Annotated in this window: 21 protein-coding genes; all 21 read left to right on the top strand. The window is 49.4% G+C overall.

Translation table 11 applies throughout. The annotated features are described in order from the left end of the window. Window positions 1–39: 39 nt before the first annotated feature. The 21 genes from T320_RS06890 to T320_RS06790 all read left to right on the top strand — a co-directional run bounded on the left by T320_RS06890 (window position 40) and on the right by T320_RS06790 (window position 25159). Window positions 40–1896: a clostripain-related cysteine peptidase gene (locus T320_RS06890; RefSeq protein WP_051608650.1), complete on the top strand. Its 1857-nt coding sequence runs from the start codon at window positions 40–42 to the stop codon at window positions 1894–1896. An 86-nt stretch (window positions 1897–1982) separates the two neighbouring features. After that, complete coding sequence (locus T320_RS06885; protein ID WP_037354303.1) at window positions 1983–3404, top strand: carbon starvation CstA family protein; 1422 nt, start codon at window positions 1983–1985, stop codon at window positions 3402–3404. Between the two features lie 23 nt (window positions 3405–3427). Beyond that, window positions 3428–4840, top strand: coding sequence for a glucuronate isomerase (gene uxaC / locus T320_RS06880; protein WP_037354301.1), 1413 nt, complete (start codon window positions 3428–3430; stop codon window positions 4838–4840). An 11-nt stretch (window positions 4841–4851) separates the two neighbouring features. Beyond that, window positions 4852–5310 (top strand): YbjN domain-containing protein, encoded by a 459-nt coding sequence (locus T320_RS06875; RefSeq protein ID WP_026759330.1) that lies wholly within the window; start codon window positions 4852–4854, stop codon window positions 5308–5310. A 200-nt stretch (window positions 5311–5510) separates the two neighbouring features. Continuing rightward, the gene (locus T320_RS06870) at window positions 5511–6155 is read left to right on the top strand and encodes a zinc ribbon domain-containing protein (protein ID WP_037354297.1); all 645 of its coding nucleotides are present in this window, start codon (window positions 5511–5513) and stop codon (window positions 6153–6155) included. Window positions 6156–6264: 109 nt separating this feature from the next. Next, the gene (locus tag T320_RS06865; protein WP_037354296.1) at window positions 6265–7074 is read left to right on the top strand and encodes a hypothetical protein; all 810 of its coding nucleotides are present in this window, start codon (window positions 6265–6267) and stop codon (window positions 7072–7074) included. A gap of 19 nt (window positions 7075–7093) precedes the next feature. After that, complete coding sequence (locus T320_RS06860) at window positions 7094–7528, top strand: hypothetical protein (protein ID WP_026759327.1); 435 nt, start codon at window positions 7094–7096, stop codon at window positions 7526–7528. Further along, window positions 7525–7785: a TIGR03905 family TSCPD domain-containing protein gene (locus tag T320_RS06855; RefSeq protein WP_037354294.1), complete on the top strand. Its 261-nt coding sequence runs from the start codon at window positions 7525–7527 to the stop codon at window positions 7783–7785. The genes T320_RS06860 and T320_RS06855 overlap by 4 nt, the downstream gene beginning before the upstream one ends. A 26-nt stretch (window positions 7786–7811) precedes the next feature. Next, window positions 7812–8591, top strand: coding sequence for a histidinol-phosphatase HisJ family protein (locus T320_RS06850; protein WP_037354291.1), 780 nt, complete (start codon window positions 7812–7814; stop codon window positions 8589–8591). A 79-nt stretch (window positions 8592–8670) separates the two neighbouring features. After that, on the top strand, window positions 8671–8808 hold the full coding sequence (gene scfA / locus T320_RS14220) for a six-cysteine ranthipeptide SCIFF (RefSeq protein WP_072000135.1): 138 nt from the start codon (window positions 8671–8673) through the stop codon (window positions 8806–8808). A 69-nt stretch (window positions 8809–8877) separates the two neighbouring features. Continuing rightward, on the top strand, window positions 8878–10278 hold the full coding sequence (scfB, locus tag T320_RS06845) for a thioether cross-link-forming SCIFF peptide maturase (protein WP_037354288.1): 1401 nt from the start codon (window positions 8878–8880) through the stop codon (window positions 10276–10278). A 344-nt stretch (window positions 10279–10622) separates the two neighbouring features. After that, the gene (gene gap / locus T320_RS06840) at window positions 10623–11633 is read left to right on the top strand and encodes a type I glyceraldehyde-3-phosphate dehydrogenase (RefSeq protein ID WP_014425549.1); all 1011 of its coding nucleotides are present in this window, start codon (window positions 10623–10625) and stop codon (window positions 11631–11633) included. A gap of 99 nt (window positions 11634–11732) precedes the next feature. Next, complete coding sequence (gene pgk / locus T320_RS06835; protein WP_026759323.1) at window positions 11733–12926, top strand: phosphoglycerate kinase; 1194 nt, start codon at window positions 11733–11735, stop codon at window positions 12924–12926. A gap of 263 nt (window positions 12927–13189) precedes the next feature. Continuing rightward, complete coding sequence (gene tpiA, locus T320_RS06830) at window positions 13190–13939, top strand: triose-phosphate isomerase (protein ID WP_028129559.1); 750 nt, start codon at window positions 13190–13192, stop codon at window positions 13937–13939. A 32-nt stretch (window positions 13940–13971) separates the two neighbouring features. Then, complete coding sequence (gene gpmI, locus T320_RS06825; protein ID WP_037354281.1) at window positions 13972–15501, top strand: 2,3-bisphosphoglycerate-independent phosphoglycerate mutase; 1530 nt, start codon at window positions 13972–13974, stop codon at window positions 15499–15501. Window positions 15502–15686: 185 nt separating this feature from the next. Then, window positions 15687–16379 carry an iron-sulfur cluster assembly scaffold protein gene (locus tag T320_RS06820; protein ID WP_026759320.1) on the top strand — a complete coding sequence of 231 codons (693 nt, stop codon included), beginning with the start codon at window positions 15687–15689 and terminating at the stop codon, window positions 16377–16379. 148 nt (window positions 16380–16527) lie between these two features. Further along, window positions 16528–17529 (top strand): GGGtGRT protein, encoded by a 1002-nt coding sequence (locus T320_RS06815; protein ID WP_037354279.1) that lies wholly within the window; start codon window positions 16528–16530, stop codon window positions 17527–17529. Window positions 17530–17670: 141 nt separating this feature from the next. After that, window positions 17671–19440 carry a flagellin N-terminal helical domain-containing protein gene (locus T320_RS14215; RefSeq protein ID WP_072023993.1) on the top strand — a complete coding sequence of 590 codons (1770 nt, stop codon included), beginning with the start codon at window positions 17671–17673 and terminating at the stop codon, window positions 19438–19440. Window positions 19441–19671: 231 nt separating this feature from the next. Further along, a complete protein-coding gene (locus tag T320_RS06800) occupies window positions 19672–21948 on the top strand; it encodes a flagellin N-terminal helical domain-containing protein (protein WP_231465860.1) in 2277 nt (758 codons plus the stop codon). Between the two features lie 250 nt (window positions 21949–22198). After that, a complete protein-coding gene (locus T320_RS06795; protein WP_037354274.1) occupies window positions 22199–23425 on the top strand; it encodes an IS110 family RNA-guided transposase in 1227 nt (408 codons plus the stop codon). Between the two features lie 375 nt (window positions 23426–23800). After that, on the top strand, window positions 23801–25159 hold the full coding sequence (locus tag T320_RS06790; protein WP_037354271.1) for a flagellin N-terminal helical domain-containing protein: 1359 nt from the start codon (window positions 23801–23803) through the stop codon (window positions 25157–25159). Window positions 25160–25260: the final 101 nt, after the last annotated feature.

The raw sequence follows: 25260 nt of genomic DNA, 5'->3' as shown, positions 1-25260 counted from the left end.
ACCTGCAGATGGGCTGATGCTGGTGTGGAGGTGGATGTTTTGCAGAAGAAAATGGCCATAAGCCGTTACCTGTTGGCTCTTATACTTGTGCTCGGGCTGCTGTTGGGAGAAAATGCCCGTGCATTTGCGCAGGACAGCTGGGCGGTCTACCTCTACATGTGCGGTTCTGATTTGGAAAGCAACAATGCCAGCGCCACCGATAATCTGCGGGAGATACAAAAGGTGGTTCTGCCAGATAATGTAAAAGTCATTATCCAGACAGGCGGCGCTCTGAAATGGCATACGCAGGGCATTTCGTCCGAGTCGCTGGGCCGCTATGTTTACGACAGAGGCGGCTTGCAGCAGGTGGCAGTTCTGCCCAATGCCAGCATGGGCGACAGGGAAACCCTGCAGGGATTTTTGCGCTTTGCACAGGAAAACTATCCTGCTGACCACAGGATGCTGGTCTTTTGGAATCATGGCGGCGGCAGTCTGGTTGGCTTTTGTCAGGATGAACGCTACGGCAATTCGCTGTCGCTGGGCGATTTGCGCGCTGCCCTGACAGCCATGGCTGGTAACAGCACGCAACCTGCCTTTGATGTCGTTTGCTTTGACACCTGCCTGATGGCAACCTTGGAAACAGCAGCTGCTTTGCAGGGCTATACCCGCTATCTGGTGGCTTCGCAGGAAATCATGCCCGAGAACGGCATTGACTATGCCAGCTGGCTCGGCGCGGTTGCCCAAAATCCTGCCATTGAAGGACGGGAGCTTGGGCGCATCATCTGCGATACGTATATGACCCGCTGCCAGCAGTATGAGGCGGCGGATATGGCAAACATGTCGGTTTTGGATATGGAGAAACTGCCGGCTCTGCAGAGGGCTTATGAGCGCATGGGGCGCGAGGCTTTGCAGCAGGCAAATGAATACCCGCTGCGCCTGTTTACCGGTATGGACCGGGTGGCCAATTCCGTGGAAAACTACGGCCCCAATAGTGATGATGAATATTGGACCAATATGATTGACCTGGGCTCGCTGGCTGCGGGCATGGAGGATTTAGAATCTTCTCTGGCCTTGCAGAAGGCCGTGGAAGATGCAGTTTGCTACCGTGTGGCAGGCAAGTACCGCCGTTATGGCATGGGCCTTTCCTGTTATTACAGTCTGGATGGCTCAATAGATTCGGTACTGGCCTACAGCAAGCTGCCGCAGGCCAGCAAAAATTATCAAAAGCTCTATACGCAGATGCTGGCTACAGACGAGCAGGGGCAGCCCTTGTATCAGTTTGATTTGTATAAGCTCATGGATGTGCCGGTCAGCTGGGATGAAGATAATATGCCTATGGTGCAGGTTGATCCGGATGATGCCAATGCCATCAGTGCGGCGTCGTGTATCGTGACCTCCTGGCAGGGGGGCGAGGAAGTAGTTCTCGGAAGCGATGCCAAGGTGTATGCTGACTGGGACAAGGGGGTCTTTAAGTGCGAATTTGCCGGCCAGTGGCCGCAGCTTAACGGCCATGTCCTGCCTATGAACATGGTGGAGGCACATCCCGATTATTATTTGTACTATTCGTCTGTGCTTCTCAACGGCAGAAATTATTATCTGGTATCTGCTTATGATGAGGATAAGGCCGCCTTTGAAATTTTGGGCGCACGGCGTGTCATGCATGATGGCGTGCCCGAGCGTGACCTGCGCCAGTTAAAATTGGGCGACAGGATTACACCCATCTTCCACCGTCTGGATGGCAGCCGGAAGAAAGGGCCAAAATTCACGCTGACAGGCCGTATCCTGCTCGAAGATGCCATACTGCCGGATGGGCATTATAATTATTATTTCAATTTTGAAGCGCCGCGCAACGAGTCGGTGACATCATTGCCGGTGACCTTCAAAGTGACGGCTGGGGAGGTGGTGCCAGAAAATTGAGGAAAAGGAAAGCAAATGGATGATGTGCAAGTTGTCACCCAAAATTCTTGGCAATTATTCGAATCTGGTAAATGAGGTGAACATTCATGGTTACATTCTTGGTTGCTTTAGGTGCTCTGATTGTAGGTTATTTCGTTTATGGTAAAATCGTCGATAATGTGTTCGGTCCTACCGATGCTAAGACGCCGGCACTGGTGCATAATGATGGGGTGGATTACATTCCTCTGCCCACTTGGAAGGTATTTTTGATTCAGTTGTTAAATATCGCCGGCCTTGGCCCCATCTTTGGTGCTTTGGGCGGTGCGATTTGGGGGCCGAGCGTTTATCTCTGGATTGTCTTTGGTACGATTTTTGCCGGTGCTGTTCATGACTACCTGTCGGGTATGATTTCCTTGCGCGAGGATGGCAAGAGTATCTCTGAAGTAGTCGGGAACCATATGGGCGGCACGATGCTGATGATTATGCGCGTGTTCTCCGTAGTGTTGTTGGTTCTGGTCGGTACTGTATTTATGACGGGCCCGGCAGGCCTCTTGGCAAAACTTACCGGCGTAGCGGTAACGATTGTACTTCCCTGTGTGCTGGGTTATTACTTCCTGGCAACGCTTTTGCCTATCGATAAGCTCATTGCCCGCTTCTATCCGCTGTTTGGCATCTGCTTAATCATCATGGCTCTGGGCATCATGGGCGGCATGCTCTTTGGCGTTGGCGGCCACACCATGCCGGAACTGACCCTGCAGAATCTGCATCCCTTAGGGCCGGAAAAGATGCCTATCTGGCCGCTGATGTTCATCACTGTGGCCTGCGGTGCAATCTCCGGTTTCCATTCCACCCAGTCGCCGATTATGGCCCGCTGCCTGAAGGATGAACGCCTGGGTCGTCCGGTCTTCTACGGCGCCATGGTTTCCGAAGGTATTATCGCCTTGATTTGGGCAGCTGCCGGTGTTACGTTCTATGATGGTACGGGCGGTCTGGCCGCAGCTATGAAGGCTGGCGGTGCTGGTACCGTGGTTTACGATATCTGTGTTGGCTTCATGGGTACGGGCGTTGGTGCAGTCCTCGCTATGCTGGGCGTTATCGCCTGCCCGATTACTTCCGGTGATACGGCGTTCCGTTCTGCCCGTCTGACCCTTGCTGACTGGTTCGGTGTTCAGCAGAATCAGGCCGTCAAACGTTTGATGTTTGCCGTTCCCCTGCTGGCAGTGGGCGGCATCCTGTCCCAGATGGACTTCAACATCATTTGGCGTTATTTCTCCTGGACGAACCAGACGCTGGCCATGATTGTGCTCTGGACGGGTGCTGTTTATCTCTATCGCACGAAGAAGGATTCTGGTGCCTGGAAGATTCCCTTCGTACCGGCCACCTTCATGTCGGCTGTTTCCTGCACCTACATCCTGCAGGCTCCGGAAGGTCTGCAGCTGTCCACCAGCATTTCCTATCCGGTGGGCATCCTCTTTGCTATCGTATGCGTAGCTCTTTACTACAAGACTACCATGGGCAGTAAATCCTGACGTTTATTATGGGAGGGTTGTATATGAAGAACTTTATGGATAAGGATTTTCTCCTGCAAACTGAAACGGCACGCGTATTGTATCACGAACACGCCGCTCCCATGCCGATATATGACTATCATTGTCATATCAATCCCCGGGAAATCGCGGAAAACCGTGAGTTCCGCAACATTGCGCAGGCATGGCTGGCTTCCGACACCTACAAATGGCGTCTGCTGCGCAGCAATGCCGTGTCCGAGGGGTGCATATCCGGCAGCGATGCTTCTTCGCGGGAAAAGTTCCAGTACTTTGCCGAAAGCCTGTCCCGGGCTATCGGCAATCCCCTGTATCATTGGACGCATTTGGAGCTCCAGCGCTACTTTGACTGCGACTTGATTCTCAATGGGGAAAACGCCGAGAAAATCTGGGAAACCTGCAATGAGCGGCTCAAAGCTGCGGATATGCGGGCCCAGGGGATTATCGAGCGCTCCAATGTGCAGGTTATCTGCACCACGGACGACCCGGTATCTGACCTCAAATGGCATAAGAAAATCAAAGAAGACGGCACCTGCACGGCCAAAGTTCTGCCCACCTTCCGGGCGGATAATATCCTGAATATCGAGGATGACGGCTGGGATGCCTATATGCGCTATGAACTCGGCGAAGCCGCTGGGATGGAAGATGTTTCCACCATGCAGGACATTTACGACGCCCTGCAAAAACGGCTCGATTACTTCGCGGAAAATGGCTGCCAGATTGCTGACCACGCTCTGCCGTATATGGTCTATGCAGAGGCCAAGGAATATGAGCTGGATGATGTGGTGGGCAAGGTCATCAATGGCAAGGGCAAACCCTCCAAACAGGCCATGGAGCAGTATAAGACGGCTGTGCTGATGTTCCTGGGCCGGGAATACGCCCGCCGGGGTTGGACTATGCAGCTGCACTATTCGGCTCTGCGGGATGTGAATGCGTCCCGGTTTGAAGTGTTGGGACAGGACAGCGGCTTTGACGCAGTGGACACCCATAACTGTGCCCCTGCCTTGGCCAAGTTCCTGAACGCATTGGATAAGGAAGGGCATCTGCCCAAGACCATTATCTGCTCGCTGAATCCGGCGGATAATATCGTCATTGCTTCCCTGCTCCCGTGCTTCTCCGGCACAGAGGCGCTGGGGAAAATCCAGCAGGGGGCTGCCTGGTGGTTCAACAACAACAAGGAGGGCATTGAAGCCCAGCTCCGCGTGTTGGCCAGCGTTTCCGTATTGGGCAATACCATTGGCACGCCGACGGATTCCCGCTCGCTGCTGTCGTATTCCCGTCATGAGTATTACCGTCGTATCCTCTGCAATTTCATCGGCAACCTGGTGGAAAATGGAGAGTACCCGGCAGATATGAAGGTTCTGGGCAAGCTGGTGGAAGACATCAGCTACAACAACGCCTGCCGTTACTTTGCATTTTAAGGAGGTAGGAGATGCCGAGAAAAGCCAAAAAAAGTGTGGAGAGCAATGAAAAGGCGGTCAAGTTTCAGGAATTTCTGATTGAGAACAACATCAACGTGTTCAGCACGGAATCCATGGATGATGATTATGCCACGGTGCTGTTCCGTTCGCGGATTGAGGCCCGGGGACAGATTCTTCCTATGGCCATTCTGATTGACACGAGTATCTTCACCGTAATCCGCACCCAGATTATCAGCGGCCTGCCCGAGGATAAACAGCCCCGCATCAAGGAATATCTCAACGAGCTCAACGCCCGCTACAAGAGCTTCAAGTATTATGTCCATCAGGATGGCAAGGTCTATCTGGATATCTGCCTGCCCTTTGTGGACGATACCTTTGACAGTAAGATGATACAGCTGATGCTCAGCGTGCTGGTGCAGCACTTGGAAGCAGTCTATGATGAATTCATGGGTCAGGTTTGGGGAAAGTGAGAACATGACAAAATTTCCCTAAATTGGATTAAATTTTGATTAAAAGTGTAATAAAAGTCCCTGCTTCGGCAGGGATTTTTAATTTTATAACGAATATGTATGACTATCAAAACTTTTAAGCATAATTTTACTAAATCATTGGGGAAATTCACCGATATATAGCTAAAGGAAGGCTGTTCGGTGAGAAAGGAGGAAGAACAATGATTTGCAAAAAATGTGGCTGTATTATCGAACCGGAGGCTAAGGAGTGTTCCTTCTGCGGCGAACGGGCGGAAGCCGGACAGGAAGATTTGATGACCCGTTTTGTGGGGGACGATGGAGCGCGGGAAATCATCGCCGCCATGCCCCGGCTGGTAGCTTTGCGGCAGCTCGAAGATGTGCCCCAGGAAAAGGACAGGATGCTCTCGGAGCTCAACCGCCTGCAGGGATACTTCGCCCATATTCGGGGCAAGTATGCGACCTTGGGCGATTTGTGGCTGATGCGAACCCAGAACGCGGAGCCGGTGCTGGCCAATTATACCATTGGTGGCGGCATTGCGACCTTGTTCTTTTTCCTGATTCTCACGGGGTTCTTCCCGAGCGTTCCCTGGACGTTCTTCTTTGCGGTATGGCTGGGCGTTACCAGCATATCCTACGTGCAGGCGGGGAAAGCCCATGAGCGGCGCGCGGCCCAGCTCGAAGCCGATATTCGCGGCCTCGAAAATGAAGTGCGGGAGTTTTACAACCGTGCGGATGGCTGCTTCCTGCCGCTGGATTATAGCGACCCGCAGATTATTCAGGAACTCATTACCGGTGTACAGAATGGTGCGATTACCTCTTTCCGTGAAGTAAAACTGCAAGGATAAAAAGACAGCCTTCCCCCGGCGAATAGGGACTTTAGCCCTGTTTTCGCCGGGGGAAGGCTGTGCTATAATGGAGCAAGTGAATTCAAAGCGTAGCCCAAGGGGGATTTTTATGTCATTATTTGCACTTTGCTTGCTTTTGGTGTGCCCAGTGCTGTTTTTGCTGGTGGCCTTCCGCTTTTTCCGCCAGCATAATTATAAAATGACGGCACTTTTTGTATGCCTGGCTGTGACGGTGGGCTTTATCGGCGGTGTGAAAGGCTATGGGGAAATGGACACCCGCACGAAAAGCACCACGGCGTCAACCTTTGACCGTGACCAGAAAGAAAACATGACCCGCCGCTATGAGCAGGCCGTGTCCATTCTGAAGGGATTGAACTTCAATCATCCGGACCGCGAAAAAGCGGAGGAGGCGGTGCATCTGCTGCAGGATTTCCATGATGCACAATTATTGACCAGCCTTGACGGAGCCTGCCCAGATGCGGAAATGCTGCTTTCCTACGCAGAAGCCATGAATCAGGTGGCTGCGTATCGGGGGCATATGAGCAACAAGGATGTGGCAGGTGACAGGAAGCTCCTGTCCATCGTGCAGGATATGCCGGAGAGCTATAAGGGAACGCTGGCGGAAAAAATCGTGCCCTTCCGGCGCCTCATTATCGCCATGAATGAAGCGGCGGAGAAGGAAGCGGAACTGGATAAGAAAAACGCGCAGAAACATGCGGCAAATCTCTCCAAAGGAAAATATGGAGGAATTCACCCCGGTGACAGCGAAGATAATATAACAGCTGCTTATGGGGAGCCTTCCCGGGTCAATGTGTCCGAAGGCGAGGGCAAGAAGATGAAGCAGTATGTCTTCAACCATAACGGCAAGAGTATCTATGTTTACACACAGGACGGCATCGTGACGGATGTGTCCATGTGAAAATTATGAGGTGATTGCAGTGAAGAAGAAAATTGTCGCTTTAGCTTTAGGTGCTATGATGAGCATGTCCGTGGCAGCCATGGCCGCTACGCCGGAAGCCGAGAGCATGTCCGCACAGCAGGGCAAGGCTGTGGCCTGGGTGGATACCATGCTGGTGAAGAACAATCCGGCGGCATCCCTGAAACTCATGGGTGCTGAAGCACAGAAGGAAATCGACGTCAAGAAAATTACGGATATCAGCAATGATATGGCCAAGAATCTGGGAAAATACAAATCCTCCCGCTTTGTGGGCTGGACCCGCTTCGACCAGGGCGACCAGCTGATGTATCTCATGTCCTTTGAGAAGGAACCTGTGGTACGCTGCGTATTCCTGTTCGACAAGAATGGCAATCTCCAGAATTTTGCCCTGTCCCCGCTGAAAAAGACTGAGGAAAAGGATAATCAGAAGAAATGAGCAAGTACGAATACAAGACGCAGGGAACCTGCAGCAAGAAGATAACGGTGGAACTGGATGGCAAAATCATTAAGTCCGTCCAATTCGAGGGCGGCTGTGCCGGAAATCTTTCCGGCATTTCCAAACTAGTGGTGGGCATGGATATCGACCATGTGATTGAGCGGTTCGCGGGCAACACCTGCGGTCCCCGGCCCACTTCCTGCCCTGACCAGCTGGCCAATGCCCTCAAGGAAGCCTATGCTGCTCAGCAGGTATAAGACGAGAACGAGGAAAGTGTGCGACCATGATATTTGATAGCCATATACACACTGCGTTTTCCGCCGATTCAGAGATGAAGGCAGAGGAGGCTCTGGCAGCTGCTGAAAAGCAGGGCGTTGGCCTTGTCTTTACAGAGCATCTGGACGCTGATTATACGAGCAAGGAAGGCAAAGTCTTTTCCTTTGACCCGGAGGCTTATTGGCAGACCTACAGCCAGTTGCGGGGTGATAACCTGCGCTTGGGCGTGGAAATCGGCATGCGGGAGCGTACCCGCGAGGTAAGCGCGGAATTTTCCCAGCGGGTGCCGTTTGATTTCATTATCTGCTCCCAACATATGGTGGACGATATGGACATCTACTATCCCGACTACTATGAGGGAAAGGATAAGCAGACGGCCTACCATCGCTATCTCGTGCAGATGGCGGAAAATCTCAGGACGCATAGCTTTGCCCATGCGCTGGGGCATATCGACTATATCTGCCGCTATGCGCCTTACGATGACCCGGAACTTTACTATCGGGATTTTGCCGATGAAATCGATGCGGTGCTCAAGACGGCCATCGACCATGATGTGGTCATGGAAATCAACACCCGCCGTCTGGGGGCGAAGGACGCATTGGAAAACCTTCTGCCCATCTACAAACGCTATCAGGAAATGGGCGGCCGCTTCGTGACTCTGGGTTCTGATGCCCATAGCGCAGAAGCAGTCGGTGCGCATTTGCTTTTGGCCTATGACTTTGCCGAGAGCCTCAAGCTCACGCCGGTTACCTTTCAGCAGCGGCAGATGGTGAATTGTCAGAAATAATTTTGCAATCTCCTTGTGTTATGCCAGAAAAAACGGTATAATACATAGGAGATTCTATTTTTGATAGGAGGGCTACATGATGAAACACATCAAGACGGTCAACAAACCTTCTCTGCAGAAGACCCTGAAGACGGGCGGCTGCGGCGAATGCCAGGCTTCCTGCCAGTCCGCTTGCAAGACTTCCTGCACTGTGGGCAACCAGGTTTGCGAAAAGTAAGCAATTGCTTTAATTACGGGCCTTCCCTTTGGGGAGGGCTTTTTACATTTAGGAAAGTTAGGAGTTACAATGAAAGCCAAAATTCATAAATTCGTGCAAAACGGTACCTATATATTGCTCGACATCAACAGTGGTGCGGTGCACGTTATCGATAAAATGATTTACGACATCATGGATACCTTTGACGGGGAAAATGATGCGGCTGTAATCGCTGCATTGCAGGATAGCTACAAGAAAGAAGACCTGGCAGAAGCGCTGGACGAACTTCATGCGCTGATGGACGCTGGGGAACTCTTTGCCCCGGATATCGATGTGCCTCCTACCTTCAAGCAGAAGGGCCTCGTAAAATCCCTGTGCCTGATGATTGCTCAGGACTGCAACCTGCGCTGCAAGTACTGCTTTGGCGACGGTGGCAGCTACGGTCAGGAACGTGCTATCATGAGTCCGGAAACCGGCATGAAAGCCGTTGACTTCCTTATAAAGAGCAGTGGCCCCAGAAAGCATCTCGAAATGGACTTTTTCGGCGGCGAACCTCTCATCAATATGAAGACGGTCAAGGCCGTGACCGAATACGCTCGCAAGCGCGAGCAGGAAACGGGCAAGAAGTTCAAGCTGACGCTGACGACCAACGGCCTCTTATTAAATGATGAAAACATCAAGTGGCTCAACGACAATGATTTCTCCCTCGTGCTGTCCCTCGATGGACGCAAGGAAGTCCATGACGCTATGCGTCCGGATGTGGGCGGCAATGGTTCCTACGATAGAGCCATCAAGAACTTCCACAAGTGCCTCGATTCCCGCAAGGGCGGTGACTGGGATTACCGCGGTGTCTACACCTACCTGCGCGGCACCTACACGAAGAACAATATGGACTTCACCGATGATGTGCTCTCCATGAATGATGAAGGCTTTGATATTCTGTCCATGGAACCAGTGGTCTTGAAGGACAGCCCGCTGGGCTTTACCGAGGAAGACCTGCCCCGCATCTACGCCGAGTACGACAAGCTGACCGAAGCCTATATGAAGCGCCATCGTGAGGGCAAAGGCTTCTTCTTCTTCCATTTCAATATGGACCTTTCCAATGGCCCCTGCGTGGCTAAGCGCCTCTCGGGCTGCGGTGCCGGTCACGAATACTTCGCAGTGGCCGAAAACGGCGACCTCTATCCCTGCCATCAGTTTGTTGGCCGTGAAGGCTATCGCTTAGGCTCTCTGGATGAAGGCGTAACGGATACAAAGCTGCCCGCGTACTTCCGTGAAAGCCATGTGCTCAACAAGGAAAAATGCCGCGACTGCTGGTCCCGTTTCTTCTGCTCCGGCGGCTGCCATGCCAACGCCGACCTCTTCCACGGCGATATCCGCAAGCCTTACGAAGTTGGCTGTGAAATCCAGAAGAAACGTCTGGAGTGTGCCATCTACGTGCAGGCTATGCTCGAACTGGAAAAGCTCGAAAAAGAAGACGAACTCGCATAAATCATAAACAAAATTTATCGTATATGAGCCTTCCCCTTTGAGGGGAAGGGGGACCGCGCAGCGGTGGATGAGGTGTTTCTCGCAGAAATCTGCCACCTCATCTGTCACCCTGACGGGTGCCACCTTCCCCTCAAGGGGAAGGCTTTTTTTATTATTATCGCACATCGTTTGCTCCGAAAAACTCTTGTTATATCGTTGTTACGAATTTTTTGAAAAAAATCTCCGGGATTCATCGAATAATTGCTCTAATTTATGATAAAAAGATTGACATTTGCGGGGGAGTTATTGTATTATAGTCTCTGTAAGAACTGAAAATTCTAAAAAATTTAGGGGGTATTTTTCAAATGGCAGTAAAAGTTGCTATCAATGGTTTTGGCCGTATTGGCCGTCTCGCTTTCCGTCAGATGTTCGATGCAGAGGGTTATGAAGTAGTTGCAATCAACGACCTCACGAGCCCGAAAATGCTCGCACACCTGCTCAAGTATGATTCCACGCAGGGTAAGTACAAGTACGCTGACAAGGTAGAGGCTGGCGAAGACAGCATCACCGTTAACGGCAAGGAAATCAAAATCTACGCTGAAAAGGATGCAAAAGACATTCCTTGGGGCAAGCATGATGTAGACGTAGTTCTCGAATGCACTGGTTTCTACACTTCCAAAGAAAAAGCTTCTGCACATCTGGCTGCAGGCGCTAAGAAAGTTGTTATCTCCGCTCCGGCTGGTAACGACCTCCCGACTATCGTATACAACGTTAACCATGAAACCCTGACGAAGGAAGACAAGGTTATCTCCGCTGCATCCTGCACGACGAACTGCCTTGCTCCGATGGCTAAGGCTCTGAACGACCTGGCTCCGATTCAGTCCGGTATCATGTGCACGATCCACGCTTACACTGGCGACCAGATGACTCTGGATGGCCCGCAGCGTAAAGGCGACCTCCGTCGCAGCCGTGCAGCAGCTTGCAACATCGTTCCGAACTCCACGGGTGCTGCTAAAGCTATCGGCCTCGTAATTCCTGAACTGAAGGGCAAACTGATCGGTGCTGCACAGCGTGTTCCGACCCCGACTGGTTCCACCACGATCCTCAACGCTGTTGTTAAGGGTGACGTTACGGTTGAACAGATCAACGCTCAGATGAAGAAGGAAGCTACGGAATCCTTCGGTTACAACGAAGAAGAAATCGTATCCAGCGATATCGTTGGCATGCGTTTCGGTTCCCTGTTCGATGCTACGCAGACGATGGTTAACCCCGTTGAAGGTGGCACGCAGGTACAGGTTGTATCCTGGTACGACAACGAAAACAGCTACACGAGCCAGATGGTTCGTACGATCAAATACTTCGCTGAACTCGGCTAATTATTTGACTGTAGCATAACTTCATACTACGAAGATCTATTGAGGTCCGGCCTGGCAAACTTGGGCCGGGCCTCAATTTATTGTTTTGGAGGTTTATAAATGGATAAGAAAACTCTGAAAGATATTGACGTCAAGGGCAAAAAAGTATTTGTCCGCGTTGACTATAACGTTCCGTTCGATGAAAATCAGAACATCACCAACGACACCCGTATGGTTCGCACGCTGCCGACCATCAACTACCTGCTCGATAACGGCGCTGCTGTTATCCTGGCTTGCCACATCGGCCGTCCGACCGAAGCTCGTGAGCCGCAGTTCTCCACGAAGCACCTCGTTGCTCATCTGTCCGAACTCCTCGGCAAAGATGTAAAATGGGCTTCTGACTGCGTAGGCGAAGTTGCTGAAAAAGCTGCTGCTGACCTCAAAGCTGGCGAAGTTCTGCTTCTCGAAAACCTCCGTTATCACAAGGCTGAAAAGAAGAACGACCCCGAATTTGCAAAACAGCTGGCTAGCCTTGCTGACGTTGCTGTTGACGATGCTTTCGGTGTATCCCACCGCGGCCATGCTTCCAACGCTGGTATCGCTCAGTATGTGGAAGTTGTTGCTGGTTTCCTCATGGAAAAAGAAATCAACTACATCGGCAAGACCCTGGAAGCTCCGCAGCATCCGTTCGTTGCCATCATCGGCGGCGCTAAGGTGTCCGATAAAATCGGCGTAATCAGCAACATGATTGAAAAGGTCGACAAGATCATCATCGGCGGCGGCATGGCGCATACCTTCGATGCAGCTAAAGGCCTGCCCATCGGTGCATCCCTCTGCGAACCGGACAAGTACGACTTGGCTCGTGAACTGCTCAAAAAAGCAGAAGAAAAGGGCGTAGAAGTAATTCTGCCGGTTGACCTCGTTATCGCTGACAAATTCGCTGCTGATGCCAACACCCAGACCGTTGACGTGGACAAAGTTCCCGATGGCTGGCAGGCACTCGACTCCGGCGTGAAGACCTCCGAAAAATACGTGGAAGCACTCAAAGGCGCTAAGACGGTTGTTTGGAACGGTCCTATGGGCGTATTCGAATTCGATGCTTTCGCTAAAGGCACCCTGGCTGTGGCTGAAGCTGTTGCTAAGGCAACGGACGAAGGCGCTATCTCCATCGTTGGCGGTGGTGACTCCGTAGCAGCTCTCAAGAAGACTGGCCTCACCGACAAGATTTCCCACGTTTCCACCGGTGGCGGTGCAACGCTGGAATTCCTCGAAGGCAAAGAAATGCCGGGCGTAGCAGCAATCGCAGACAAATAAGTAAGTGGTGATACTTTTCTTTGGCGCAAAGAAAAGTATCCAAATACCCTAACGGGCACAGGCGAAAACGCGGACTGAAATCCCATCACGGGATTTACGTCCGCCTGCGCCCTTCCTTGGGCGCCGGGCAACGAGTACGCGTTATCTTTTTGAGACGAAAGAAAAAGCCTTCCCCTTTGGGGAAGGGGGACCGCGTTAGCGGTGGATGAGGTTCTTACCGCTAACTGGTCTTATAACAATAAAAATATTGGGAGGCTATAAAAATGGCTAGAACTCCGATTATTGCAGGCAACTGGAAAATGAACAACACGATTAAGGAAGGCGTTGAGCTCGTAAAGGCTCTGGCTCCTCTCGTTAAGGACGCTACGGTAGACGTTGTGGTTTGCCCGACGGCTACGGCTCTTTCCTCCGTTTGTGAAGCAGTAAAAGGCACCAACATCCACGTTGGCGCACAGAATGTACATTGGGAAGCAAAAGGTGCTTTCACGGGTGAAATCTCCACGGGTATGCTCAACGAAATCGGTGTAGATTACGTTGTCCTCGGCCACAGCGAACGCCGTGATTACTTCGGTGAAACGGACGAAGGCGTAAACAAGCGCGCTCGTGCTGCTTTCGCTGCTGGCATCACCCCGATCATCTGCTGCGGTGAAAGCCTCGAAATCCGTGAAGCTGGCACTTACATCGACCATGTAGTTGCTCAGATTAACGCTGCTCTCGAAGGCTTCAAGGCAGACGAAGTTGCAAAACTCGTTATCGCTTATGAACCGATCTGGGCTATCGGCACGGGCAAGACGGCTACCTTTGACCAGGCTGAAGAAGTCTGCAAAGCTATCCGTGAAGCTGTTGCCAAGAAATTCGACCAGACGGCAGCAGACGCTATCCGCATCCAGTACGGCGGCAGCGTAAAACCGGCTACGATCAAAGACCTCATGCAGCAGCCGAATGTTGACGGTGCTCTCGTAGGCGGCGCTTCCCTGAAGGCTGAAGACTTCAGCGCTATCGTTAACTTCTAATCTGTGTTTCTTAGAAGGAGCATATAAAAAACATGGCAACTCTTAAAAATGCACCGGTGGCCCTCATCATCATGGATGGCTGCGGCCTCGGTGATAAAACCGACAAGAACAACGCTGTACAGGTAGCTAACACTCCTGTTCTCGACGGACTCCTTGCCAAGTATAAGACCAGCCAGCTGCAGGCTTCCGGCGAATTCGTCGGCCTGCCTGACGGTCAGATGGGTAACTCCGAAGTTGGTCATACCAACATCGGCGCTGGCCGCATCATCTATCAGCAGCTGACCCGCATCACCCGCGACATCAAGAACGGCGACTTCTTCAAGAACGAAGCTCTCCTTTCTATCGTCAACGGCGTGAAGGAAAAGAACGGCGCCCTGCACCTCATGGGCCTCGTTTCTCCGGGTGGCGTGCACAGCCATCAGGATCACCTCTATGCACTGCTCGAAATGGCTAAGAAAGAGGGCATCAAGGAAGTTTATGTACATGCTTTCCTCGATGGCCGTGATGTACCGCCTCAGAGCGCACAGCCTTTCCTCGAAGAACTCGAAGCAAAGTGCAAGGAAATCGGTGCTGGCTGCATTGCAACCGTCAGCGGCCGTTACTACGCTATGGACCGCGACAACCGTTGGGAACGCGTAGTCAAGGCTTATGAAGCCATCGCTCATGCGGAAGGCGTTAGTGCTGATTCCGCAGTAGCCGGCCTCAAGGCAAGCTACGACAATGACGTAAACGACGAATTCGTTGTGCCGTTCGTAGTCAAAGGCTACGAAGGCATGAAGAATGGCGACGGCGCTATCTTCTTCAACTTCCGTCCGGACCGTGCCCGTCAGCTCACGCATTCCTTCGTGGATGAAAGCTTCGACGGTTTTGACCGCGACGAAGATTTGAAGATTCCGTTCGCTACCTTCTCCCAGTACGAAGACGGCATGAACGCTCTCGTAGCATTCCCGCCGGAATCCATCAACAACACGCTGGGCGAAATCATCCAGAACAAGGGCATGACCCAGCTGCGCATTGCCGAAACCGAGAAGTACGCTCACGTAACGTTCTTCTTCAACGGCGGCGTAGAAGAACCCTACAAGGGTGAAGATCGCATCCTCGTTCCGTCCCCGAAGGTTGCAACCTACGACCTCCAGCCGGAAATGAGCGCTGTGGAAGTTACGGATAAAGTTGTTGACGCCATCAAATCCGGCAAATACGACTTCATCATCCTCAACTATGCAAACTGCGACATGGTTGGTCATACCGGCGTATTCCCGGCTGTAATCAAGGCTGTGGAAACGGTTGACACCTGTGTTGGCCGTTTCGTAGATGCCATCCGCGAAGTGGGCGGCGAGGTCTGCATCACCGCTGACCACGGCAACGCCGACAAGATGATGGACTACGATAACGACCAGCCCTTCACCAAACATACCACCAATCCGGTACCGTTCATCGTGGTATCCGACCGCGTTAAGTCCGTTAAGGACGGCGCCCTCTGCGATATCGCACCGACTCTCCTCACGCTGGCAGGCGTAGAGATTCCGGCCGAAATGACGGGCAAGAACCTGGTGGAACTCTAATCAGCAGGACAGAGGCAAGCTCCCTTGAGCAAGGGCGCGTAAGCGCGGGATGCCGGTGGCATCCCCGGGGAGCAGGCTCATCGATATGATCGGTGACCGCTCCATGCTAGCCCTCTTATGTTCTCCTGCTTTGGGGCAAGCCCTCTAGTGTTATATTTTAGAAAAAGAGAGGAATACGAACAATGATTGCTTATTCACAAAAAGTGGAAGACATGGCATGCGTAGCCCAGGAAGTACACCATGGTGCTGCTCCCATTCCTGAAGAAGGCAAATGGGTAAAATCCAAGAACGTACAGGACATCAGCGGCCTGACGCACGGCATTGGCTGGTGCGCTCCGCAGCAGGGTGCCTGCAAACTGACCCTGAACGTTAAGGACGGCATCATCCAGGAAGCTCTCGTAGAAACCATCGGCTGCTCCGGTATGACTCATTCCGCTGCAATGGCAGCAGAAATCCTGCCGGGCCTTACGGTTCTCGAAGCCCTGAACACTGACCTCGTGTGCGATGCCATCAACACCGCTATGCGCGAACTCTTCCTGCAGATTGCTTATGGCCGTTCCCAGACTGCATTCTCCGATGACGGTCTGCCCATCGGCGCTGGCCTCGATGACCTTGGTAAAGGTCTGCGTAGCCAGACGGGTACGCTCTACAGCACGCTCAAGAAGGGTCCCCGTTACCTCGAACTTGCAGAAGGCTATGTAACGAAACTCGGTCTGGACAGCGAAAACCGCGTAATCGGTTACGAAGTTGTTCAGCTCGGCAAAGTTATGGAAGCTGTACGTGCTGGCAAAGATGCTAACGAAGCCATCAAAGCCAACACCAGCACCAAAGGCCGTTTCGCTGACGCTGTTAAGACGATTGACCCGCGCGAAGAATAAGATCGACCACTCAGCCTTCCCCTTAGGGGGCGACGAAGTCGCGGGAGTCCAGTGGACTCCCCGGACGTGGCAGCCCAAAGGGCTGCCGGATGAGGTGGAAAAACATTTTTTCGTAACGTCACTGTAAGAATAGAGAGGAATGAATAGAATGTCATTATTCGAAGGCTATGAACGCCGTATTGACCAGATTAATGAAGTTTGCAAAAAGTATGGTATTGCTTCCATCGAAGAAGCAAAAACCATCTGCGATGAAAAAGGCGTAAAAGCTTACGACATCGTAGGCGACCTGCAGCCGATCGCATTCGAAAATGCAAAATGGGCTTACACCCTCGGCGCTGCTATCGCAATCAAGAAAGGCTGCACGGCTGCTGCTGATGCTGCCAAAGCTATCGGCGAAGGCCTCCAGGCTTTCTGCGTACCGGGTTCCGTTGCTGACCATCGTAAAGTAGGTCTCGGCCATGGTAACCTCGGCGCTATGCTTCTGTCCGAAGAAGCTGGCTGCTTCGCATTCCTGGCTGGTCACGAATCCTTCGCAGCTGCTGAAGGTGCTATCGGTATCGCTCAGACGGCTAACAAAGTTCGTAAGAACCCCCTGCGCGTTATCCTGAACGGCCTCGGCAAAGACGCTGCTCAGATCATCAGCCGCATCAACGGTTTCACCTTCGTAGAAACCGAATACGACTTCAAGGCTGACAAAGTAAACGTAGTGAAGGAAATCGCTTACAGCGATGGCCTCCGCGCTAAAGTTAAATGCTACGGTGCTGAATCCGTACAGGAAGGCGTTGCCATCATGAAACTGGAGAACGTTGACATCTCCATCACCGGTAACTCCACGAACCCGACCCGCTTCCAGCATCCGGTTGCAGGCTGCTACAAGAAAGACTGCATCGAAAACGGCAAGAAGTACTTCTCCGTTGCTTCCGGCGGTGGCACGGGCCGTACGCTCCATCCGGACAACATGGCAGCTGGCCCGGCTTCCTATGGTATGACCGATACCATGGGCCGTATGCACGGCGATGCCCAGTTCGCAGGTTCTTCCTCCGTACCGGCACACGTTGACATGATGGGCCTCATCGGCGCCGGCAACAACCCGATGGTTGGTATGACCGTAGCCGTAGCTGTAGCTGTACAGGAAGCTATGAGCAAATAATTAAAAACAGACGTTTTAGGCACAAGTCCTTTCTTAAGGACTTGTGCTTTTTTCTTGTGAAAAATATTTAAGTACCAAAGGTTTTTCATCGATATAAACAATGAGGTGGTTAGTCGGCTATATCTTCAAGGAGGAAGAGTCATGTCAATGGTGATTAAGAACAACAAGGAGGCCATAAATGCCTTAAACACCCTTAACCAAAATGCAGATGCTTTGAGCAAAAGCCTGCAGAAGGTATCCACAGGGATGAAAATCAATGGCGCTGCTGATGATGCCTCAGGCTATGCGATCAGCGAGCGCATGCGTGTGCAGCTGCGCAGTCTGGAAGCGGACATTGCTAATACACAAAACGCTACAAGTCTGCTAAAAACAGCGGAAGGTGCGGTATCTTCAACAGTGGATATACTAAAAACATTCAAAGAAAAAGCAATTAACGCCGCTAATGACACCAACACAGACAATGACCGTGCCACCATCCAAAAGGAACTTAACCAATATATGTCGCAGATTGAAGATAATGCTGCGGTGACCTTTAATGGCAAGAGTCTTTTAGATGGTACGCAAGGGCAGGGCATAGTAGCTGATCCTTGGGATGCCATGGCTTCTTTTATGAGTTATCTGGATAATGCTGATACTGCCATAGCACAGGATGCTTTGGATGGTGCTATCAAATATGTTTCTGGTGGCATGTTTGACAATGAAAAATCGTTAATCGATACTTTTATTAACGACATAACAAGTAGTGGGCTTGAAGCTTGTGGCATTGTACTGGAAAACGATGATACAGGAGCTATAACTGGCAAGGATGCGCAAAATGAAGTGGTCAAGACGGCTGAAAGCGTTGTGCCGGAGAAGCATTACCCTTATGCCGGAGATCCTACAGGAGGAACGTCACGTATTCGTGGGCTGACTGTGAACTGGCCGGATTCCGTGGACTCAGATGTAAAGCGGGCAATATTGGGGGCATTGGATAATTCATGGCTGCAAAATTGTATAGACCTTATTGATGAGTCCTATGCCTTGAATTTTTGGGAGAAGGGTACGTCTGTTTCCACGATGGATGTGAAACTGGCCAATGAGGGACAGAATGGAACGTTGGCCTATGTTACCAGTGCTATTTCTGGCGGAGTGACTACAGGGCTGAGTCTGACCATCAATATGGATTATTATTCTTCACTGGATGTAAACGACTGGAATGGTAAAGCTTCAGGCGGGGCTGGTTATCTCGATCGCACCATTGCCCATGAGATGGTACATGCTTTGATGTCGGCCAATATTAAAAATTTCGCTAACCTGCCTAAATACATCAAAGAAGGGGCTGCTGAAGTAGTACATGGGATTGATGATTTTCGTAGAAGCACTATTGCCAGTCTGGCCAGTGACCCAGATGCCTTAAAAAATGTTTTGCAGGATTCAGCAGCGGCTTCCGGTGATCAGGCCTATGCCGCTGGGTATATGATTCTTCGTTATCTGGCAAAGCAATCTGCTGATGGGGAACCAGAGAAACATCTTGTCTTTCAGACAGGCACTAAGGCAAATCAAAGCATGCGAGTCGGTCTGGCTGATATGCGGTGTAAGGCCTTGGGGCTTGAGAAAACAGATGGCACTACGGTCAGCGTTACCACGCAGGAGCTGGCCAATTCAGCAATTACCGTTATCGATCGGGCCATTGGCCGGGCGCTGAAGCAGCAGACACTTATCGGGGCCATGGAAAGCCGCTTGGAATTTACCGCTGCCAACCTGACTACTGCTCATGAAAATGTTACTTCATCAGAAAGTGTTATCCGTGATGCGGACATGGCCAAAGAGATGACCGGCTATACCAAGAACAGCGTGCTCATGCAGGCTGCCCAGTCCATGCTGGCACAGGCCAACCAAAGCAGCAGTAGTGTATTGAGCTTGTTAGGGTAGTGATGAATAGAAAACAATGAGAAAACATTTATAGTTAAATTTTCAAGACACAAGTTCCTGTTATGAGACTTGTGTCTTGTTAGTTATTAATGCCCCCCCCAGGGGACAAAAATACTTAAGTTTTTTTATACTTGTCCGATATAAACTATGTAAGAAATAGTGAAATGGGGGAGCAGAAGGAGTCTGCGTTTGTTTTTGTAATTAGCAAGGAAGTGATTGATAGTGAAAGTGATGAATAACAGTAGTGCCATGATGGCGTTGGGGGAAATGCGGAAAAATCAATCGTCACTGGACAAGCAGTTGAAAAAAGTCGCTTCAGGGATGAAAATCAACAGTGCAGGTGATGGAGCATCTGAATATAGCATTTCGGAAAAGATGCGCGTTCGGTTACGGGCACTAAAGCAGAATGCAGATAATGTTCAAACAGGGTGTTCGCTGCTTCATATTGCAGAAGGCGCTATACAAGAGCAGATTGATATCATGAAGACCATCAAACAAAAGGTTATTGATGCACATAATGATACAAATACATCCCTAGACCGTAAAACCATACAAAAAGAAATTGATCAAGGATATGACCAAATAGATGATATCGCATATTACACTACATACAATGGGAAAAGGATACTAGACGGAAAAACGGTCAGAGAAGCGATAAATTCCTGGAGTGTAAGAGATGCTGCTGAGATGTGGACAGATAGTGCAGATATGAACTTGATTCCAGATAATTATGGACCCAAGGCTAATGGAGACCCTGAAAAATATGATACGTTTTTATCTTATTTGAGAAGAACAGCATCCATTAGTACTTTGGGGTTATCTGCAAGTCAAACAATGAGCGGTGGGCAGGATTATCAGGCTCAGACATCCGTATTAACGGTAAACGCAGCAGATATAGCTTCTCTGGATAAAAAAGGGATTACTGTCACCGTTGAAGATGCAGATGGAAATGCCGTAGATACAGACTCCTTTGTTTTTGCTTATGATACATCAGTTAGTTATGAAAATAACCCTACGGTGATCAATCTGAATAATTATTCTACGGTCAGTGCCGCTTTAAATGCTCTGAGAAGCAGTATTCAGAGTAAGGTAACAGGAATGTCTAGCGTCACTGTTTTCACTGTTTTAGGTAATGAAATAACGGCCGTATCAAGTGGCAATTACACGACTAGCTATACGGGATATAGTTCCGTAGATACCAGCGGCAATCCCAATGCATCGTCATTGTCATTCACGCAAAATACAACAGCGGGACAACAGCGTAAGACGGCATCATATACGATAGCAATGCCATCGGCAGCAACAAATGTAGAAACGTTTATTTCATCATTAGTATATATGAGCGACGGACGTGTCTGGGATAAAGCCATAACGGTAAATAATAACCGAACATACGAATTTATTGACTCAGGACAAAGCTACAATCTATATGGCGCAAAAAAGATTGATGGCTCAAATACGATTGATCTGAATAACCTGAGAATAGCAGTCAATAACGGTACGGATATTGGTACGGCTTTTGCCAATCTGCTAAAAAATTATACAGGTGGAACCATTGAAACAGATGGTAGTGGCAATGTAACAGGCTTAACGATATATGCAAATGTCAGTGGCTCAGCTGGTAACAGCAGAACAGTAACCGTTAATGAAGCAACCTTGAGCAGTTATGATGTTAACTTTTCTGGCAGCTTGGATGGTGTTAGTGATATCCTCGAATATTTGAATGAAAAAGGGTTTCATTTCTATGTTAACGGCAGTGATAATAATTGGGTTGAAATTCAGTACAGTGATGGTACTGATGAACAAGAGATGGGAGCAAGGCCGGCTAGCGGCACAGGTTCACAAACAATAAATACGATTATAGTCGATGTATCGGCAGTGACAGATACGAAGTCGCTAGTAAATGCGATTTATAGTCAGGCAGGTTCTAAAATTACCAGTGCCTACAAATTGGCAGTGAAGGCTGATAATGTACTGACTATCTATGATTCCCGTGGCTATAATGTGACTCCGGCGGATATAGCAGATGGAGCATTTGATAATGTACAAAAAGATACATTAAACGTTAAGGCTGAAAAAGTAGTCATTCAGGATACAGATAAGGCAGGAATGAGTACGAACATTTATGTGCCTAAAACGTCAACGGATCATATATTTAAGTTTATTCCTGGCAGTTATGATGTCAGAAACTATAACGTATTGACTTCGGAGATGCGCGAGCAACTGTTGGGGACGGGAAATACAGAGGGAACTTTAGATAAAGGGATTAATTATCTCTTGGATGCCCAGACGTTGATTGGTGCGCAGATTTCCAGATTGGAAATGGATCATAAAAATATCACGATTCAATCTGAAAATGTACAAGCGTCCGAGTCAGTACTTCGTGATGCGGACATGGCTAAAGAAATGACCAATTATGCAAAGGCAAATGTACTGACGCAGGCTTCACAGGCAATGCTGGCTCAGGCAAATCAGAACAGCAGTCAGGTGTTGAGCTTACTATCATAGAAACTAACACGCCTTATCGGCACCATCATAAACGAAAAGTATACATTCTCGCTCAGTCTTACACCATGCTACAATTAGAGTAGACGGTGTAAGGCTGAGCCTTTTTTGAGCCTAGAGCCCGAAATAGAAACTGGTCCGGCCTCTTATTTGCACCACACTTTGTCCAGAGCCATATGCTCATAAAGACGTATAGCAAAATGAGTTGTTATGTAGAGGCCACGTCGTACTATTAGGCATGGAGGTGTCTTTCATGGAAGTATTGTACGAACGCTGTTGTGGGATTGACGTGCACAAAAAGGTTTTGGTCTGCTGCTTCAAATGCGGCAAGAAGCAGGAAATCAGAACCTTTGGCAGCAATAACGATGATATTCGAGAGATGGCCAAGTGGCTTCTAGATGGCAAGTGTCAGATGATTGCCATGGAAAGCACTGGCTCATACTGGAAACCACTCTACAACATTTTTGAACTCTCAGGGCTTGAGGTCATTGTGGCTAACGCCAGAGATATCAAAAATGTTCCTGTACGTAAGACAGACATTGGTGACGCTGAATGGATTACCGACCTTCTGAAGCACGGCCTTATCAGGGCAAGCTACATTCCCAGTCGTGAGCAAAGAGAACTTAGAGAGCTTTCCCGCTACCGTGTCAGCCTCATACAGGAACGTGCCAGAGAATTGAACCGCCTGCAGAAAATGCTTGAAGGTGGCAATGTCAAAATTACTAATGTTGTCTCTGACATCAACGGGCGCAGTTCCCGTAATCTGTTAAAGGCTCTACTGGAAAATGATGAGCCTTTGACGGAAGAACGAGTACAAGGTATGGTTCATGGCAAGATGGCCCATAAAGTGGATGCCATTCTCAAGGCCATGAATGGATTTTTGACACCGCTACAAAAACAGCTTATTCGTAAGGTAGTAGACCACATTGACGATATGACCAAACGTATTGGTGAAATGGATGATATGCTCACCCAGTATCTTGAGCCATATCAGGAAGCCATTGAAAAATTGGACGAACTCCCCGGCGTAGGCAAACGCAGTGCTGAGACAATACTTATAGAAAATGGATTGGATATGGAACGTTTTCCTACGGATAAGCATTTTTCCAGCTGGGCCGGTCTATCTCCAGGCAATAATGAAAGTGTCGCCAAAAAGAAGCTTTGCCGTACTGTAAAAGGAAACAAAACCCTCAAAACCACCATGATTCAATGTGCTAAATCTGCCAAGCGATGCAAATCCTATTTCCGTGCACAGTATGAAAGACTAGTCGTACGTCGAGGTGCAAACAGAGCCACTGTTGCAGTGGCCCACAGTATGCTAATAGCGATATACCACATCCTCAAAAATGGCTCCAGATTCGTGGATTTAGGCGAGGATTTCTATGCTCGGTTCAATCGAGAGAAAAAGATTTCCCATCATCTGAAGCAACTGACAAAGTTGGGGTGGCTTCCTAATGCCGCAGAAGCAGCTCTTGCATAATTTTTTTAGGTCCCAATACAGTAGGGTATCTCTGTGTTTTTTTCGGCTGGTTGAGGAACTTTTCATAGCAAATAGGACTAACGCGAGGATAGCGTTAAGAGGCGTAGTGATGTGGACTTGACCAAGGAATGCAATAAAGACTGGTTGGTAGCCATCAGACGAGATAGTGTTGTGCTGTATGAGATGTAGAGTTTTGATGAGGGAGCTCTGCATCTCGTTTTGTTTTGTGTGGAAAAATTTTTTCTACAGCTATTAAGGAAAAGAAAAATCCAACGATATATCAATTAGAAGACACGGCAAATCTGCATTGAGGAGGATGCGGGTTTGCATAGCTATATGTAAATCGGTGGGAAGCGAACAAGGAGGTTGGCCGCTATGGCTATGGTAGTTAAGAACAACATTCCAGCGAAGAACACGTTGAATCAGCTGGACAAGAACGACAAGGCTCTGGCCAAGAGCCTTAAAAAGGTTGCTTCAGGGATGAGAATCAACAGTGCTGCGGATGACGCTTCGGGGTTTTCAATTTCAGAGAAGATGCGGACACAGGTGCGTAGTCTTGAGCAGGATATTGATAATACTCAAACTGGAGCCAGCTTATTAAAAGTGGCTGAAGGTGGCCTGCAAAGAACCATAGATATAATCAGTACATTGAAGGAAAAAGTTATCAATGCAGCTAATGACACCAATACCGATGCCGATAGAGCCACAATTCAAAAAGAATTAAATCAGGCTGTTGACCAGCTGGATGATAATGCTAATATCCAATATAACGGCAAGACCATATTAGATGGTTCTCATAATAACGAGGTTAAGGTGCCGGATGGGAATAATGGATTTGAAGGAACGAGAACGGTATTAACTAACGAAAGCTTATTTGCATCCACGAAAGGTACTACGAATCTAACGAAATTGAGAGATTTTGCAGGACGAAGCTTAGGTATATTGGCAGGTAGCAAAATAGAGTTTTCCTATGTTATTCAGGGAAAGACACATGTGACAGTTCTTACGCCTGTGGAAAATTATAACTTAAAGCAAATGTTTGGTGAAAGTATTGATGTGGAGACTGGCTCACAACCACCTTCCGGTACTATTAGTATGTCTTATGGTTCTGATGATGTTGTTGGTAAGGATAGAACTGGTTCAACGGTTAGAACTGTAAGTGGCAATAAGGCGCTTATGTTTACGGCAGGTACGCCGGGATTGGATGGGCAGATTTCTGGCCTTACCATTAACGTTATAAATAAAGATGGCACGATTAATAGAACTGCAAATGCTATTCTTAACAATTTTACGGAAGCGATTCAGGCGGAGGATATATCTCCTGATAATGCCTTGGTTTTTCAGGTGGGAACAAAAGCTAATCAGGCAGTTAAAATCGGTTTCTCTGATATGCGTAGTGTTGCTTTGGGATTAAAGGCGAAAGATGGTGATACACTTTCCATTTCCACGCAAAAGAAGGCTAATGCAGCAATCAGCGTGTTGGAATTGGCAATGGAAAAGGCGCTTAAACAGCAGACCACCATTGGTGCCATGCAGAGCCGGATGGAATATACATCCGCTAATCTTACAGCGGCTAGCGAGAATACCCAGTCTGCAGAATCGGTTATTCGGGATGCAGATATGGCCAAGGAGATGACAGCCTATACTAAGAACAATGTATTGGTACAGGCTTCCCAGTCCATGCTAGCACAGGCCAATCAAAACAGTTCTTCGGTACTTAGTCTCTTGCAGTGATAGAATTAGCAATATCAGCCCTGTATTCGGAAAATGCAGATTTTCCTGAATGCAGGGCGTTCTGCTTAATGGGATAATATAGATATTTAATTTAATGCAAT

The organism is Selenomonas sp. FC4001 (assembly GCF_000701565.1).
Lineage (GTDB): Bacteria > Bacillota > Negativicutes > Selenomonadales > Selenomonadaceae > Selenomonas_A > Selenomonas_A ruminantium_B.
Note: the sequence above shows the minus strand (reverse complement) of the source record. Positions and strands in the feature narration are given on the sequence as shown.